Source organism: Micromonospora sp. BL1, from assembly GCF_003667485.1.
In the GTDB taxonomy this organism is placed as follows: domain Bacteria; phylum Actinomycetota; class Actinomycetes; order Mycobacteriales; family Micromonosporaceae; genus Micromonospora; species Micromonospora tulbaghiae.
The window spans coordinates 1-15,601 of record NZ_RCVK01000295.1; the positions used below are offsets into that span (position 1 = coordinate 1).

Annotated in this window: 15 protein-coding genes and 3 pseudogenes; 7 read left to right on the forward strand and 11 right to left on the reverse strand. The window is 74.3% G+C overall.

The genetic code is table 11. The annotated features are described in order from the left end of the window. The first annotated feature begins 44 nt into the window (after positions 1-44). Both EAD96_RS22090 and EAD96_RS22095 read left to right on the forward strand, forming a co-directional pair. Positions 45-693 (forward strand): annotated as a pseudogene (locus EAD96_RS22090) (C39 family peptidase). A gap of 204 nt (positions 694-897) precedes the next feature. Beyond that, positions 898-2,700 carry a glycosyltransferase family 2 protein gene (locus EAD96_RS22095; protein ID WP_121685639.1) on the forward strand — a complete coding sequence of 601 codons (1,803 nt, stop codon included), beginning with the start codon at positions 898-900 and terminating at the stop codon, positions 2,698-2,700. Here EAD96_RS22095 and EAD96_RS31620 read toward each other — a convergent pair. The 4 genes and pseudogenes from EAD96_RS31620 to EAD96_RS22110 form a co-directional block, all read right to left on the reverse strand. Further along, positions 2,626-2,826, reverse strand: a pseudogene (locus EAD96_RS31620) (DUF6510 family protein); the annotation flags it as partial. The gene EAD96_RS22095 and the pseudogene EAD96_RS31620 overlap by 75 nt on opposite strands. Before the next feature lie 17 nt (positions 2,827-2,843). After that, positions 2,844-3,563, reverse strand: coding sequence for a ferredoxin reductase (locus EAD96_RS22100; protein WP_176739820.1), 720 nt, complete (start codon positions 3,561-3,563; stop codon positions 2,844-2,846). Positions 3,564-3,603: 40 nt separating this feature from the next. After that, positions 3,604-4,203 (reverse strand): sulfite oxidase-like oxidoreductase, encoded by a 600-nt coding sequence (locus tag EAD96_RS22105; RefSeq protein WP_121685641.1) that lies wholly within the window; start codon positions 4,201-4,203, stop codon positions 3,604-3,606. Between the two features lie 50 nt (positions 4,204-4,253). After that, positions 4,254-5,288, reverse strand: coding sequence for a TerC/Alx family metal homeostasis membrane protein (locus EAD96_RS22110; protein ID WP_120570181.1), 1,035 nt, complete (start codon positions 5,286-5,288; stop codon positions 4,254-4,256). A gap of 242 nt (positions 5,289-5,530) precedes the next feature. On the opposite strand from EAD96_RS22110, the gene EAD96_RS22115 reads away from it, so the two are divergent. Next, a complete protein-coding gene (locus tag EAD96_RS22115; RefSeq protein WP_121685642.1) occupies positions 5,531-6,721 on the forward strand; it encodes a CaiB/BaiF CoA-transferase family protein in 1,191 nt (396 codons plus the stop codon). A gap of 16 nt (positions 6,722-6,737) precedes the next feature. Here EAD96_RS22115 and EAD96_RS22120 read toward each other — a convergent pair whose 3' ends face one another. Continuing rightward, positions 6,738-7,145: a DUF2267 domain-containing protein gene (locus tag EAD96_RS22120; RefSeq protein ID WP_120570183.1), complete on the reverse strand. Its 408-nt coding sequence runs from the start codon at positions 7,143-7,145 to the stop codon at positions 6,738-6,740. Positions 7,146-7,323: 178 nt separating this feature from the next. Here EAD96_RS22120 and EAD96_RS22125 point away from each other — a divergent pair, with 178 nt between their 5' ends. Next, on the forward strand, positions 7,324-7,593 hold the full coding sequence (locus EAD96_RS22125) for a DUF2795 domain-containing protein (RefSeq protein ID WP_091427162.1): 270 nt from the start codon (positions 7,324-7,326) through the stop codon (positions 7,591-7,593). Positions 7,594-7,924: 331 nt separating this feature from the next. Here EAD96_RS22125 and EAD96_RS22130 read toward each other — a convergent pair whose 3' ends face one another. The 4 genes from EAD96_RS22130 to EAD96_RS22145 are packed head-to-tail and all read right to left on the reverse strand — an operon-like array spanning position 7,925 to position 10,833. Then, positions 7,925-8,593 (reverse strand): hypothetical protein, encoded by a 669-nt coding sequence (locus EAD96_RS22130; RefSeq protein WP_121685643.1) that lies wholly within the window; start codon positions 8,591-8,593, stop codon positions 7,925-7,927. 44 nt (positions 8,594-8,637) lie between these two features. Then, a complete protein-coding gene (locus EAD96_RS22135) occupies positions 8,638-9,609 on the reverse strand; it encodes a pirin family protein (RefSeq protein ID WP_121685644.1) in 972 nt (323 codons plus the stop codon). Between the two features lie 15 nt (positions 9,610-9,624). Next, entirely contained in the window at positions 9,625-10,461 is an 837-nt protein-coding gene (locus EAD96_RS22140; RefSeq protein WP_121685645.1) for a hypothetical protein, read from the reverse strand. 30 nt (positions 10,462-10,491) lie between these two features. After that, positions 10,492-10,833 (reverse strand): MazG-like family protein, encoded by a 342-nt coding sequence (locus EAD96_RS22145; protein WP_120570187.1) that lies wholly within the window; start codon positions 10,831-10,833, stop codon positions 10,492-10,494. A gap of 92 nt (positions 10,834-10,925) precedes the next feature. Here EAD96_RS22145 and gdhA point away from each other — a divergent pair, with 92 nt between their 5' ends. After that, on the forward strand, positions 10,926-12,257 hold the full coding sequence (gdhA, locus tag EAD96_RS22150) for an NADP-specific glutamate dehydrogenase (protein WP_121685649.1): 1,332 nt from the start codon (positions 10,926-10,928) through the stop codon (positions 12,255-12,257). Between the two features lie 151 nt (positions 12,258-12,408). Next, positions 12,409-13,767 (forward strand): S9 family peptidase, encoded by a 1,359-nt coding sequence (locus EAD96_RS22155; RefSeq protein ID WP_199733266.1) that lies wholly within the window; start codon positions 12,409-12,411, stop codon positions 13,765-13,767. 7 nt (positions 13,768-13,774) lie between these two features. On the opposite strand, the gene EAD96_RS22160 is transcribed toward EAD96_RS22155, so the two are convergent. Further along, positions 13,775-14,554, reverse strand: a complete 780-nt coding sequence (locus tag EAD96_RS22160; RefSeq protein ID WP_121685647.1) for a DedA family protein — start codon at positions 14,552-14,554, stop codon at positions 13,775-13,777. 66 nt (positions 14,555-14,620) lie between these two features. On the opposite strand from EAD96_RS22160, the gene EAD96_RS22165 reads away from it, so the two are divergent. Continuing rightward, positions 14,621-15,313 carry a carbon-nitrogen hydrolase family protein gene (locus EAD96_RS22165; protein WP_121685648.1) on the forward strand — a complete coding sequence of 231 codons (693 nt, stop codon included), beginning with the start codon at positions 14,621-14,623 and terminating at the stop codon, positions 15,311-15,313. Positions 15,314-15,316: 3 nt separating this feature from the next. Here the strand turns inward: EAD96_RS22165 and EAD96_RS22170 are convergent. Next, a pseudogene (locus tag EAD96_RS22170) lies at positions 15,317-15,601 on the reverse strand (serine/threonine protein kinase); the annotation flags it as partial.

The following is a 15,601-nucleotide window of genomic DNA, read 5'->3' on the forward strand; positions in this document are numbered from 1 at the left end:
GCACCCCCGCCGCGGTCATCCCCCACTTCAGGGAGGCAACCATCATGGCTACCACTCTGCTGCGTAAGACCGTTCTGACCGCTGCCGGTATCGCCGCCACCGCTGGTGGCCGCCACCATCGCCATCGCCGCCCACGCCGCCCCCACCACCACGAGCGTGGTCGCGGACCGTAAGGGTCACGGTGAGCGGGAACTGGACGTGCGCTACGAGGCCCAGCCCAACTTCTACTTCTGCGGCCCCGCCGCCGCCCGCAACGCCCTGTCCGTGCAGGGCAAGAACATCGACGTGCACGCCATGGCCAAGGAGATGGGCACCACCGAGGCCGGCACCAACAGCATCAACGACATCACCCCCGTGCTGAACAAGGAGACCGGCGCCGGCAACGCCTACAAGTCCGTCGAGATCAGCACCCCCAAGGCCGACGACAAGCAGACCGACACCCTGCGCACCGACGTCGTCAAGACCGTCGACGCCGGCCGGGCCGTGGTCGCCAACATCGCCGGCACCGCCACCGACACCGACGGCACCACCCACTCCTTCGAAGGCGGCCACTACATCAGCGTCATCGGCTACCGCGACGACGGCCACACCGTCACCATCGCCGACAGCGCCAACCCCAACACCGCCACCTACCGCATGAGCATCGACAACCTCGCCGACTGGATCGCCACCCGCGGCTACAGCACCAGCTGACCAACACCACCGCGCACACGGCTGCAAAGCAAGAGTGACAGCACACCGGAAGGGCCCGACCCCACCACGGGGCCGGGCCCTTCCGCGCGTCTCCAACGGCTGCCTGCCGGTCACCTCGCCGTCACGCCGGTGTCGTCACCTGGACGGCTCGCTCCACCACGCTGGGTCGCGCCGGATCGTCCGGGCGACCGCGAAGGAGCAGCAGTGGCAGCCGAGGAGGCGACGCACCGCCCACCGACCACGCACCGCCCACCCGCGACGAGCCGCCCCGACGTGAGCGTCGTCGTGCCGGTCTACAACACGCTGCGCTACCTGCGGTCCTGCCTCGACTCGGTGCTGCGGCAGACCATCGGGCCGGACCGGATGGAGATCGTGGCGGTGGACGACGGGTCCACCGACGGCAGCGGCCGCCTGTTGGACCGGTACGCCGCCAAGCATCCCGGCACGGTACGGGTGGTCCACCAGGCCAACTCCGGTGGCCCGGCGGCGCCCTGCAACCGGGGACTGGACCTGGCCACCGGCCGGTACGTCTTCTTCCTCGGCTCGGACGACCGGCTCGGCCCGGAGGCCCTGGAACGTCTGGTCGCCGCCGCCGACCGGTACGGTTCGGACGTGGTGCTCGGCAAGGTGGTCGGCGTCAACGGCCGGCACGTCTTCTCCGACGTGTTCGCCGGCGGCAACGCGGTCGACGTGAGCCTGTTCGACTCGGCGCTGCCCTGGTCGCTGGCGAACACAAAGCTGTTCCGGCGCGGCCTCGTGGACCGGCTCGGGCTGCGGTTCCCGGAGGACATGCCGGTGCTCAGCGACCAGCCGTTCACGCTCGCCGCCTGCTACCACGCCCGGCGGATCTCGGTGCTCGCCGACTACGACTACTACCACGCAGTACGCCGGCTGGACGCCCGTAACATCACGTACCACAGCCGGATCGAGCAGCGCCTGGTCAGCGTGGAGCGGCTGTTCGCGTACGTGGCCGACCTGATCCCCGCCGGAGCGCGCCGGGACGCGGTGCTGCGCCGCCACGTCGGGCTGGAACTGGCGAACCTGGTCGGCGACGACTTCCGGCACCTGGACCGGGCCGCGCAGGAGCGGGTGCACGCGACGGTCGCCCGGCTGGTGCGGCGGCACGTCACCGACGGCCTGCGGGACCGGCTCGGCATCGAGGCGCGGCTGCGCCTGGGCGCGGTGACCGCGGGCGGGGTCGACGACCTGCTGGCGGTCATCGAGCAGGACAGCGGCCGGGGCGTACCGGCGACTGTGTTCGCCGGTGACCGCTGGCACGCGGGCTATCCGGGCGCCCCGGCACGGTGGACCGACGTCACCGACGTGCGCGCCGACTGGCTGGCGCGGCTGGACGCCATCGACGTGAGCTGGGCCGACGGGCACACGCTGACGGTGACCACGCGCAGCCCGTACCCCCGGTTCGCCGCGGAGGCCGGGCCGGTGCGGATGCTGGCCGGTCCGGTCGTGGGCGCCACCCGGATGGACGCCGGCGATCCGGCCGGCCGCACGCTGCGCACGGACTTCGCGCTGGACCGGCTCCTGACCGCCGGCCCCGCCGACGGGCAGCGGCACCCGGTGCGCGCCGAGGTGGACGGCGGGCACGGGCGCGGCGGGGCCGCGGTGCGCGCGCCGCGGCTCGCCGCCGGGCGGCCCCGGCTGCTGCGGCGCGGCGCCCGGCTGTACGGGGTGGCGGCGACCGTCGACCCGCGCAACGGTCAGCTCGTGCTGTCGGTGGTGCCGGTGACTGTGGGTCAGCTCGTCGGGCGGCTGCGCCGGCGCGGGCGACGCGGCCCGGCCGGGGCACAGACGTCAGAGCGCGGCCCGGCCGGGGTGCAGGCGTCAGGGCGCGGTGCGGAAGTCCTGCTCGGCCGCCATGGGCACCTGGAGGTACGTGGTGCCGCGCAGGTCCAGCCAGGCCCGCTGCGGCGCGCGGACCAGCCGCACCATCACCCCGGAGCAGGCAGGACAGCGCCCGACCAGGCCCGGGGCGTGCGAGTAGACGTGTAGCCCGGCCATCGGGCCGGTCGTCCCGCAGGTGTCGCAGCGGCCGGTGGTGGCGCTCAGGTCGACGGCGAACAGCTCGCGCAGCGGCCCGTCGAGCATGTTGCCGTCCAGGTACGACAGGTCGGTCATACGCCCTCCTCGGGTCGTCAGCCGGTCGGGCCGAACCGTTCGGTCCGCACGCGCCGGGTCGGGTGGCCCAGCCCCACCAGCAGGTCGGCCACGGTCTCCACGAATCCGGTGGGGCCGCACACGTAGCACAGCGGCTCCAGGTCGGGCGGCCAGCCGTGGCTGTTCACGTCGGCCAGGCCGATCCGGTGCGGCTCGCCGCGCCAGCCCTCGGGCGCGGACCGGGTGTAGACGTACGCGACGTCGAGGCCCTGGTCGTCGCGGGCGCGGCGGCGCAGCTCGTCGGCGTAGATGACGTCGTCCGGGGTGCGCACCGAGTAGACGAGCCGGAACGGCGTCCTGCTCCCGGCGGCCCGCCGTGCGCGGATCATCGCCATCAGCGGCACCACGCCGGATCCGCCGCCGACCAGCAGGACCGGCGCGGTGTCGTCGGTGCGCCAGACGAACCAGCCGCCGACCGGTCCGCGTACCTCCAGCGGGTCGCCCTCGGCGTAGGTGTCGGTCAGGTACGGCGACACCTCGCCGTCGGGCACCCGCTGCACCGTCACCTCGATCCGCTCGCCGTCGGCGGGGCCGGCCAGCGAGTACGACCGGGCGGCCTGGTAGCCGTCCTCGGCGGTCAGGCGCAGGTCGACGTGCTGCCCGGGCAGATGCCCGGGCCAGCCGGGCACGTCCAGCACCAGCGTCTGCGCGGTGGGCGTCTCGATCCGCCGCTCGACCAGCCGGGCGACCCGCCACATCAGCGGCGCGACGCGGCGGCCCTCGGTCTGCGCCGTCACCTCAGTCGCCCTGGTAGCGCTGCTCGCGCCACGGGTCGCCGTAGTCGTGGTAGCCGGCGGTCTCCCAGAAGCCGGGCCGGTCGTCGACGAGCAGCCGGATGCCGTGCACCCACTTCGCCGACTTCCACAGGTACAGGTGCGGCACGAGCAGCCGCGCCGGGCCGCCGTGCTCGCCCGGCAGCGGACCCCCGTCGTACGTGTGCACCACCCAGGCCCGCCCGCCGCGCAGGTCGTCCAGCGGCAGGTTCGTGGTGTAGCCGCCGTACGAGTGGGCCAGCGCGTACCGGGCGCCGGTGTCGACGCCGTCGAGCAGCGTGTCCAGGGAGACGCCCTGCCAGGTGGTGCCGAGCTTGGACCAGCGGGTGACGCAGTGCAGGTCAACGGTCGGGGTGTCCTGCGGCAGGCCCATCAGCTCGTCCCAGGACCAGCGGTATTCCGCGCCGGTCTCGCTGGTCAGCACGAACTCCCAGGTGTCGAGCGGGACACGTGGCGTCGGGCCGGCGGAGAGCACCGGGAAGTCCTCGGTGAGGTACTGCCCCGGCGGCAGGTCGGGTGCGGACGAACGGGGCCGGCCCTGGAAGCCGGGCGAGACGATTCCCACCCGTCAGTCGTACCACCGCCGGTCGCGCCGGGGCAGGGGTTCCCACCGAGTCAGGCGGAACCTCCGCCCTGCCCCTCGTGCACGACCGTGCGCTTGCCGTCGCCGCTGTTGCGGGTGGCCCGCAGGCTGGTGATGGTGACGATCACCAGGACGCCGATGATCACGCCGAGCGAGGCGAGCGTCGGGATCTCCGGTACGCCCTTCCAGATGCCGTGCGCCCAGTGCAGGCCGAGCTTGACGCCGATGAACGCCAGGATGGCGGCCAGGCCGTAGCTGAGGTGCACGAGCCGGCTCAGCGCGGCGTGCAGCACGAAGTAGAGCGCCCGCAGGCCCAGCAGCGCGAAGGCGTTGGTGGCGAAGACCAGGTACGGGTCCTCGGTGATGCCGTAGACGGCGGGCACCGAGTCGACGGCGAACACGATGTCCGTGGCCAGCACGGCGACCACGACCAGCGCGAACGGGGTGAGCGCCCGCCGGCCGGCCTGCCGGATCGTCATCCGGGTGCCGTGGTAGTCGTCGACCACCGGCATGATCTTGCGCAGCAGCCGTACCGACCGCATCTTGTTGATGTCGACCTCCTGCTCGTGCCCGGAGAGGGCGTCGCGCAGCAGCTTGACCGCGGTGGCGATCAGGATGAGCGCGAACAGCAGGAAGGCGAAGTCGAGCGTCTGGAGCGCGGCGGCGCCGAGCGCGATGAACACACCGCGCAGCACCAGGGCGCCGGCGATGCCGTAGAGCAGCACCCGCTGGGCCAGCACGGCGGGCACCGCGAACGCGGCCAGCAGCAGCATGAAGACGAACAGGTTGTCGACCGAGAGGGACTTCTCGACCAGGTAACCGGTGAGGTACTCGATGCCCTGCTGGCTGCCGTAGCGGGACCAGATCCACGCGCCGAAGGCCAGCGGCAGGGCGATGTAGAAGGCCGACCAGCCGAGCGCCTCACGGATCGAGACCTCGTGCGGCTTTCTGGTCACCAGGAAGTCGAGCACCAGCAGGACGAGCACGCCGACGATCGTCACGGCCCACAGCGTGGGCGTGCCGACCGACGACAACCCGGCCGCGGCCAGGGGCGACAATTCGGGCATGGAGCCTCCTCGAACACCGTGTCATGTTCGAGGTCTCCTTCACCCACGTTTTCGTGGGCAACCACCCGGGGCTCGCCTCGGCGGCTTGCCGTACTGACCGGAATGATTCGTGGGAAGTACTCCCCTCGCCTGGACAAGGCTAGGTCACCGCCCGACCGGACGCCAAGCCGGGACACGGTTGATTGCCCTGGTCAACCGCTGTGCGGCGGCGGAGGGCATGGCGCCGGCTCATCCCGGCCCCTATGGTGACGCGGGTGACCAACCAGGGACCACTGACCGGCGTACGGGTGATCGAGCTGGCCGGCATCGGCCCCGGTCCGTTCGCGGCGATGATGCTGGCCGACCTCGGCGCCGACGTGGTGCGCGTCGACCGGCCCGGCGGCGGCGGGTTCGGCGCCTTCCCCGGCGACCTGCTGAACCGCAACCGCCGCTCGATCGCTGTGGACCTGAAGCAGCCCGAGGGGCGTGACCTGGTGCTCGCCCTGGCCGCCGGCGCGGACGCGCTGGTCGAGGGCTTCCGGCCCGGGGTGACCGAACGGCTCGGCCTCGGCCCGGACGCCTGCCTCGCCGCCAACCCCCGCCTGGTGTACGGGCGGATGACCGGCTGGGGACAGGACGGGCCGCTGGCACACAGCGCCGGGCACGACATCGACTACCTGGCGCTGACCGGCGCGCTGCACGGCGTGGGCCGGGCCGGGGAACGCCCGGTGCCGCCGATGAACCTGCTCGGCGACTACGGCGGCGGGGGCATGATGCTGGCGCTCGGCGTGGTCGCGGCGCTGTACGCGGTGCGCGGCGGCGCGGGCGGCCAGGTGGTCGACGCGGCCATCGTGGACGGTGTGTCGGTGCTGGCCACCCAGATCCACGCGCTGCGCGGCATCGGGCTGTGGCAGGACCCGCGCGGGGTGAACCTGCTCGACGGCGGCGCGCCGTTCTACGACACGTACGAGTGCGCCGACGGGCGGTACGTCGCGGTGGGCGCGCTGGAGCCGCAGTTCTACGCCGAACTGGTCCGGCTCACCGGCTTCCCGCCGGGCGGCGAGGTCGGCGCGGCGGACGGCAGCGCCGCGGACGACGCGCTGGACCGGGACGACCCGGCGAACTGGCCGGCGCTGCGGGCCGCGTGGGCGCGGCTGTTCCGCACCCGGACCCGGGACGAGTGGACGGAACTGCTGGCCGGCACCGACGCCTGCGTGGCACCCGTGCTCGACTGGGCCGAGGCTCCGGCGCACCCGCACCTGCGTGCGCGGGAGGTGTTCGTGGCGCCGGACGGCGTCACCCAGCCCGCCCCGGCGCCGCGCTTCTCGGCCACCCCGACCTCGGTGCGGCGCCCCCCGCCCTCGCCGGGCGAGCACACCGACGAGGTGCTCGCCGACGCCGGGATCGACGCCGGCCGGATCGCCGCGCTGCGCGCCGCCGGTGTGATCGGCTGACCGCCCGCGAACCGGCTCAGCGGCGGTTCGCCGCGGCCGGGGCGAGTGCCGGTTCGACCATGTCCCGGTAGTCGCGCGGGAACTGGACCACGACCTCCTGGAACTCCCCGCCCCGGATCGCCTCGCGCATCGTGACGAACACCGCGCGTACCGCGTCCCGGGCGGTGTTCTCGTCGCAGTCCGCCCGGCGGGCGACCCGGGCGACGAACTCCGCCGCCCCGAAGCGTTCGGCCGCCTCGTCGCGCGGATACGGACTGAGCAGCCCCTGTAGTGGCTTCGGCAGCTGCGCGGCCAGGTCCAGCACCTCGCCGCCGGTCAGCCGCTCGGCGAACGTCTCCAGCGTGGCCCCGGTGAGCGTGGCGGCCCGGTCCTCGCTGGTGCCGGTGAGCCGGGCGACCCGGCTCACGAAGGTCAGGTAGTGCATCCGTGGTACCCCCTTCGGTGCGCCCACCGCGGCTACCCGCGACAGCGCGCGGGAAACGGCGCCGGCCACCGGCGCGATCACGGCGGCGGGATTTGCGCGCGTGGGGGCGTGAGCGGCGGCGCGACGGGTAACCGCCGCCCGGTCACGACCGCGACTACTGCCCCGAGGAGCCCGACCCATGGCGAGTTACACGGATGTCCTTGAGTACCTGTCCGCGCTGGACTACCCGGCCGGCAAGGACGACGTCATCCGCGAGGCGGAACGGGAGGGCGCGCCGCCGGACGTGTTGCGGGCGCTGCGCGCGCTGCCCCCGGTGGACTACGCCAACGGCACCGAGGTGGCCCGCTCGGCCGGCATCGACGCGGCTCCCGAGGTGAGCCCTTCGCAGCGCGCGGCGCAGGCCCGGGTCGACCACCCGCGCGTGTCGCAGCACCTGCGCGGCATCTGAGCACGGCCGCGGGCCGGCGGGCGACACGGCCGCCGGCCTCTGCGCGTGCCGAGACGAGCCCGGCGTGCGATCGTCGCGGGTGGGCGGTCGTGCGCACTCCCGGGTGGGCGGTCGGCATGCCCGGACAGGCGAGCGCCCCGGGTCACGAACCGCGACCTGGGGCGCCACGCAGCACCTGTCCTGCGCGGTTCACGCCCGAACCGGGTCGCGACCGCGCAGCGGTGAGATGTTCGCCCGAACCGGGCGGGCATCGCTGCCACGATCATCATACGACGCGGCATCAGCCGAACGGGTGAGAATCGCGGAAGTGTGTCCGGGCGCACGCGTGCGCTCAGGCGGTCACCTCGGCGTACCGCCGCTCCAGGTCCACTCGCGCCAACGCTCCGACCAGCCACGACAGTTGCTCCGACTCGCCACTGCCGGTCAGTCCGGCGAGGTCGCGGGCGGTGCGGCCCAGCCCGAGCCGCCGGGCCGCCGCGAGCGCCCGCCGGTCGGCCACCGGCGCCGCCTCGCGCCACAGCGCCTGCGCCTCACGCAGGAACAGGTCGCACACCTCGTCGTCCACTCCGGGCAGCGCGGTCAGCAGCCGCCGTTCCTCGCCCGGGTCCTGGTGCGCGGCGGTCCGCAGCCGGCGCAGGTCGCCCCGGTACGTCTCGACGACCGTACGGGCCAGGTCGCCGAGGGTGTCGGCGATCCCGGCCAGGTCACCGCGCAGCCCGGCGGCGCGCAGCACGCGTACCCGGTCCTCGTGCCGGGAGCGGGCCATCCGGGCCGCGGTGTCCCAGCCGGCGTCGCGCAGCGCGCCGGCCGCGTCGACGGCCCGGTGGAAGTCGCCCCGGCGGGCCAGCAGGACGGCCAGGTACAGCACCTGGAACAACTGGGCCGGGTTGTTGGTCACCCGGAACCCGAAGCACTCGGCGAACCCGCGGCCGTCTCCGGCGAGCCGGCGGGCGAGCCGCTTCTTGTCCGCGACGTCGCGCGGGGCGGTCTTTGTCGGCATGCCGCCGTCTACCCCGGCGACGGCGCGGCATTCGGGTACGGCGGTCAGCCGCGTACGTCGCCGCCGCGGTCGCGGGCCTTGAGCCGGGTGGTGGGCAGCGCGGGCGCGGGCAGCGGTGGTGCCGCGTCGTCGGCGACCACACCGAAGCGGCGGCCGGCCATCCAGTCCTCCCGGGCGGCCACCACCTCCTCGTGCGAGCGGCCGACGAAGTTCCACCACATCACCAGCGGCTCCTCGAACGGGGTGCCGCCGAGCAGCAGCAGGCGCGTGCCCGGCTCGGCGCGCAGGGTCAGCGCGCTGCGCCCGAGGCCCAGGTAGAGCAGCGCGCCGGGGGCCAGCGCCGTGCCGTCGCACTCGGCGGCGCCGGACATGACCAGCAGCCCGTACTCGAAGTCCGGACGCAGCGGCAGCGTGGCCGGCGCCGGGCCGCGGACCTCGATCTGCGCGCCGACCAGCGGGGTGTGCACGACCGCGGGCGAGCGTTCCCCGCCGAGGTCGCCGACGAGCAGCGTGACGTCCAGGTCGCCGTCGCGGAAACGGGGCAGGTCGGCGTGGTGGGCGAAGTCCGGGTCACCGGCCCGGGCCGGGTCGGGCAGCGCCACCCACAGCTGCACGCCGTGCATCAGCGGCGGGTGCACCAGCGGGGACCGCTCGGAGTGGGCGATGCCCCGCCCGGAGGTCATCACGTTGAGCTGGCCCGGGCGGATGGGCTGGACGTTGCCGAGGCTGTCGCGGTGCAGGATCTCCCCGTCGAGCAGCCAGGTGACGGTCTGGAGCCCGGTGTGCGGATGCGGCGGCACCTCCATGCCGGGCCGGTCGGCCACGTCGTCGGGCCCGAAGTGGTCGACGAAGCACCAGGCGCCGACCATCCGGCGCTGCCGCTGCGGCAGCAGCCGGCGCACAGTGGTGTAGCGGCCGAGCGGGACGTCGTGGCCGGGCAGCAGCACGCTGCCCGGGTCGGTCGGGCCGACGCCCGGTGGGAGCGTCTGCGCGGGCAGGGATTCGGTGCGGTCCACCGCCCGACTCTACGCTCACTCCGCGGTGACGCTCACCGCGTTCGCGCCCCCGACCAGGTCGAGGTAGAGCCGGTCGGCGGCCCGGTCCCAGCCCGGCGAGCTGACCAGGTCACCGGCGGCGATCCCGCCGCGCCGCTCGTCGTACAGGGTCAGGGAGCCGGCGCCGGAGGCCACCCGCACCCGGGCCGGCGGCCCGCCGGGCACGGTGACTGTGAGTTCGCTGACCCCGCCGGTCATCCGGACGGTGAGCGAACCGTCGATGCGCGGCAGCAGCAGCCGGGTACGCGACGCGCCGCCGACCAGGTCGACCCCGGCGAGCCGGGCCTCGCCCAGGTCGAGGCGCTGCTCGCTGACGCCGCCGATCAGCCGCAGCCGCCAGGTGACCCGGGAGTTGAGCACCACCTCGACGGCGGACGGACCGGGGCGGCCGTTCTCCTCCACCCGCAGCCGGACCCGGTCGCCCACGAGCTGCGGGCGCGGCGTCACACCCGAGCCGTCCGGCGCGCCGATCCGGTAGAGGTCGTCGCCGAGGTCGGCGGCCCGCAGCGTGAACCGGGTCAGCCCGTCGACCAGCTCGAACTGGGCGCGCTGCCGGTCGCCGCGGGGTGCGGCGACGGTCTCGGCGCCGGCCACCTCGGCGGCGCCCGCCGCGCCGGAGCCGCCGTTCCCGGTGACCGGTGACGCCGGCGCGCCGCCGGAGAAGACCACGCCGAGGCGGGCCGGGTTGGACAGCGTCACCGCCACCGCCACGACCCCGAGCACCACCACCAGCACCGCGGCGGCGGCCAGCAGCCGGGCTCCGCCGGACCAGCGGGGCCGGGCCAGGTCGGGGTCGTCCTCGGATGCGGTCATGGTCGTCCCCTCTCGCCGGTCCCCACCGGGTCATACGTCCGCGTCGGCGTCCCGGTTCATTCCCACTCCGGTACGCGAACGCACCTTGTCGGCGCACGCGGCCAGCACGGCGTGCGCGTCCAGGCCGAGACTCTCGATGGCGACCAGGGCGGTGAACGCCACGTCGGCAAGTTCGGCGGCGACCTCCTCGCGGGTGTGCGTCACGCCCTTGCGCGGGTTCTGCCCGAGCAGGCCGATCCAGGCCGCGGCGACCTCGCCGGCCTCTTCGCCGATCTTGAGGATGCGGCAGGTCAGTTCGGTGTCGCCGCGGCCGTTCGCGGCGTCGAGCCAGGCGCGCGCGTCGCGCGCCGTCGTCCAGATGGTGGCGTCCACGCGGACCAGTGAACCCCACCCCACGGACCGTTCGTATCCTGGGGCGACGCAGGCCAGGGTGCCTGTGTCCCAGGCGAGAGGAGGTGCCCGTGATGCCGGAGACCGTCGAGTCGGTGTTCGCCGGCGTGGTCGCCCGGAACCCGGGAGAGCCCGAGTTCCACCAGGCGGTCCGCGAGGTACTGGAGAGCATCGGTCCGGCCCTGGCCCGGCATCCGGAGTACGCCGAGGTGGTCGAGCGGGTCTGCGAGCCGGAGCGGCAGGTCATCTTCCGCGTGCCGTGGGAGGACGACCAGGGCCGGGTACGGGTGAACCGCGGCTTCCGGGTGGAGTTCAACAGCGCGCTCGGCCCGTTCAAGGGCGGCCTGCGCTTCCACCCGTCGGTCTACCTGGGCATCGTGAAGTTCCTCGGGTTCGAGCAGATCTTCAAGAACGCGCTGACCGGGCTGTCCATCGGCGGCGGAAAGGGCGGTGCCGACTTCGACCCGAAGGGCCGATCCGACCGCGAGGTGATGCGGTTCTGCCAGAGCTTCATGACCGAGCTGTACCGGCACATCGGCCCGCAGACCGACGTGCCGGCCGGTGACATCGGGGTGGGCGGCCGGGAGATCGGCTACCTGTTCGGGCAGTACAAGCGGATCACCAACCGGTACGACGCGGGCGTGCTCACCGGCAAGGGCCTGGCGTACGGGGGCGCGCAGGTGCGCCGGGAGGCGACCGGGTACGGGGCGGTGTTCTTCGCCGACGAGATGCTCCGGCAGGCCGGTGACAGCCTGGAGGGCAAGCGGGTGGTGGTGTCCGGCTCGGGCAACGTGGCCATCTACGCGATCGAGAAGGTGCACCAGCTCGGCGGCACCGTGGTGGCGTGCTCCGACTCGAGCGGCTACGTGGTCGACGAGAAGGGCATCGACCTGGCGTTGCTGCGCGAGCTGAAGGAGCAGCGCCGGGGCCGCCTGGCCGAGTACGCGGAGCACGCGCGCAACGCGGTGGCGGTCCCGGACCGCAACGTGTGGGAGGTGCCCTGCGACCTGGCCCTGCCCTGCGCCACGCAGAACGAGATCGGCGGCGCGGAGGCGGCCGCGTTGGTCGCCGGCGGCTGCGTCGCGGTGGTGGAGGGGGCGAACATGCCCACCACGCCGGAGGCGGTGCGGATCCTCGGCCGGGCCGGGGTGCGGTTCGCCCCGGGCAAGGCCGCCAACGCCGGCGGGGTGGCGGTGAGCGGGCTGGAGATGCAGCAGAACGCCAGCCGCGACACGTGGACGTTCGGCGAGTCGGAGCAGCGGCTGCGCGAGATCATGCGGGACGTGCACGACAGGTGCTGGGCGACGGCGGAGGAGTTCGGCCTGCCCGGCGACTACGTGGCCGGGGCGAACATCCAGGGGTTCCGGCGGGTGGCCGAGGCGATGCTGGCGCACGGGCTGGTGTGAGCGGACGGCGGGACGGACGCTGAGGGAGCGGTCGGTCAGCGATTGACAGCTCTCGACGCCCGGCCTAGGTTCAGGGCGCTACCGGCCGGTAGGCATCCGTCCCGCGTCGTCACCCCCGTCCCGGGGTGGCACCCGTCCCCGGGGAGCAGCGATGCAGCCCTCACCCGTCCGCCGCCGGCTGCTCGCCGTCGGCGCGGCCCTCGCGCTGACGCTCGGCCTGACCGGCGCGGCGCCCGCCGCCGCCACCGGCCGTGACGACGGCAGCGGCCCGCTGCCCGGCTACACCGTCGTCAACCCGCCGCTGCCGCCGCTCGTCGTCGGCGGGGCCGCCACCACCGTGCGGCAGGGCGTGCACGCGAACGCCGGGTACATCATCGAGGTCCCGGCGCGCTGGAACGGCGACCTGGTCATGTGGGCGCACGGCTACCGCGGTCAGGGCACCGAGCTGTCGCCGGAGCCGCCCGCCTTCGAGCTTCGGCAGCGCCTGGTGGCGCAGGGGTACGCGTGGGCGTCGTCGTCGTACGACCGCAACGGCTACGACGTGCGCTCCGGCGTACGCGGCACGCGCGCCCTGGCCGACCTGTTCAGCCGTACCGTCCGGCGCCCGCACCGGGTGCTCCTGGCCGGTGTGTCGATGGGCGGCCACGTCATCGGCCGGTCGCTGGAGCAGTACCCGGGCTACTACGCCGGGGCGCTGCCGATGTGCGGGGTGCTCGGCGACCAGGAACTGTTCGACTTCTTCCTGGACTACAACCTGGTCGCGCAGGCGCTCGCCGGGGTGCGCGCGTACCCGACGCCGGCCGACTACCTGACCTCGGCGGTGCCCCGGATCCAGGTCACGCTCGGCCTGACCGGGCTGACCCCGGGCGGCCCGGACACCACCAACGCCCTGGGCAAGCAGTTGCGCGCGGTCACAGTGGAACGCTCCGGCGGGCCGCGGCCGGGCGGCGACGCCGCGTTCGCGGTGTGGAAGGACTTCCTGTTCGGCATCGCCGTCAGCGAGGCGGACGGCTCCCCCGCCCGGCGTCCCGGTCAGCTCGCCACGAACCTGTTCACCCGGTACGCGCCGAACCAGCCGGTGAACCTCGACGCCACGGTGCAGCGGGTCGCGCCGGAGAACCTGCGCCAGCGGCTCTCGCCCGGCCTGACCGAGGTGCCCCGGATCGCCGGGCGGCCCACCGCGCCGGTGCTCAGCCTGCACGGGCTCGGCGACCTGTTCGTGCCGTTCGGGATGGAGCAGGCGTACGCCCGGGACGTGGCCCGGCACGGACGGTCCCGGCTGCTGGTGCAGCGGGCGGTGCGCACCGCGCAGCACTGCGAGTTCAGCCCGGCCGAGGCCGGCGCCGCGTGGGACGACCTGGCCCGCTGGGTCCGCACCGGCAAGCGCCCGGCCGGTGACGCGGTCACCGACCGGCGCGCGGTGGCGGCGCCGGACTTCGGCTGCCGGTTCAGCGACCACGCCGCCCGGGCCGCCGGCGCCGGCACCCGCCCGCTCTACCCGCCGTGCTGAGCGGGCCTCAGTCCTCCGCCCGGCCGTACCAGCCGCCCCGGTAGACGGTGCCCTGCGGGGCCGCCTGCGGCTCCGGCTCGAGCTGCGGCTCCGGCTGCGGCGGCACGTCGCCCGCGGTGCGCCGGGAGCGGCGGACCCGGCTGACCACGAACCAGCAGGCACCGGCCAGCACGGCCACGATGACGACCTTCTGGAACGTGCCCGCGTACGCCTCGACCACGTGCCACTGCTCGCCGAGCAGGTAGCCGGCGAGCACGAACGTGGTGTTCCAGATCAGGCTGCCCAGCGCGGTGTAGAGCAGGAAGACCGGCACCGGCATCCGTTCCACCCCGGCCGGGATGGAGATGAGGCTGCGGAAGATCGGAATCATCCGGCCGAAGAACACCGCCTTGACGCCGTGGCGCAGGAACCACGCCTCGGTGCGGTCCACGTCCTCCAGCTTGATCAGCGGCAGCCGCGCGGCCAGCGCCCGCATCCGGTCCCGCCCGAGGGCCGCGCCGATGTAGTAGAGCGCCAGCGCGCCCACGATCGACCCGAGCGTGGTCCAGAAGATGGCGCCGGCCAGGCTCATCCTGCCCTGGCTCGCGGTGAAGCCGGCCAGCGGCAGGATCACCTCGCTGGGAATGGGCGGGAACAGGTTCTCCAGGGCCACCGCGAGGCCGGCGCCGGGACCACCGAGCCGTTCCATCAGGCCGGTGACCCAGCCGGCTACTCCGTCGCCGGTCGGTTCCGCGGCCCGCGAGGTGCTCACCCGGGGGACGGTGAGCAGCTGTGCGTTTCCGATCATCGGACCAACGTTACGGGGCGAAGCCGCGGACGACCACGCGTCATGGAAACCATTATCGTGTACGGCATGCGTACGCCGTTGCGGATCGCCGTCGCCCAGCCGCTGACCCGCTCCCACGACGTCGAGGGCAACGCCGTCCGGCACGCCGACGCGGTGCGCGCCGCCGGGGCCCGCGTGGTGGTGTTCCCGGAGATGTCGCTGACCGGGTACGAGCTGACCGCCGCGCCGCTGGACCCGGCCGACCCGAGGCTCGCGCCGCTGCGGGCGGCCTGCGCCGACACCGGGACGCTGGCGCTGGCCGGAGCGCCGGTGCCCGGGCCGCACATCGGGGTCCTCGCGGTCGACGCCGACGGCGTGCGGGTCGCGTACCGGAAGATGTGCCTGGGTGGCGCGGAGCCGCGGCACATGCGACCGGGCCGGGAGCCGGCGGTGCTCGATGTGGACGGCTGGCGGCTGGGCCTGGCCGTGTGCAAGGACACGGGGACGCCGGAACACGCGGCGGCGACTGTGGCGCTCGGCGCGGACGCCTACCTGGCGGGGGTGCTGGAGTCGGCCGAGGACGCGGCGGTGCCCGACGAACGCGCCCGCCGCGTCGCCGCCGCGCACGGCGTGTGGGTGGTGACTGCGAGTTTCGCCGGCTCGACCGGGGGCGGGTACGCGCGCGCCGCGGGCGGTTCCGGGATCTGGTCACCGGCGGGTGAGCCGGTGGTCCGTGCCGGCACCGGCGTCGGCGAGGTGGTGGCCGCCGATCTGCGGTGACCGTCAGCCCTCGTCGGCGCCGCCGCGCAGCCGCTCGTAGCCGTCGATCAGCTTCCGCAACGCGGCGGCGGTGACCGGGTCGATCTTGTCGTCCTCGGCCGCGTCGTCGATCTTCTCGCGCAGGTCCTCGACCCGCTTGTCCCGGTCCTTCGGTTTGCCCCGGTCCAGCTCGGCGGCCTTCTTCCGCAGGTCGTCGGCGGTCTTGCGGTCGATCAGGCCGATCGACTCGGCCCGGTCGAGCAGCTCACCGAACCGGTCGCCGAGCTGGACCGGGGCAAACCGAAGGAC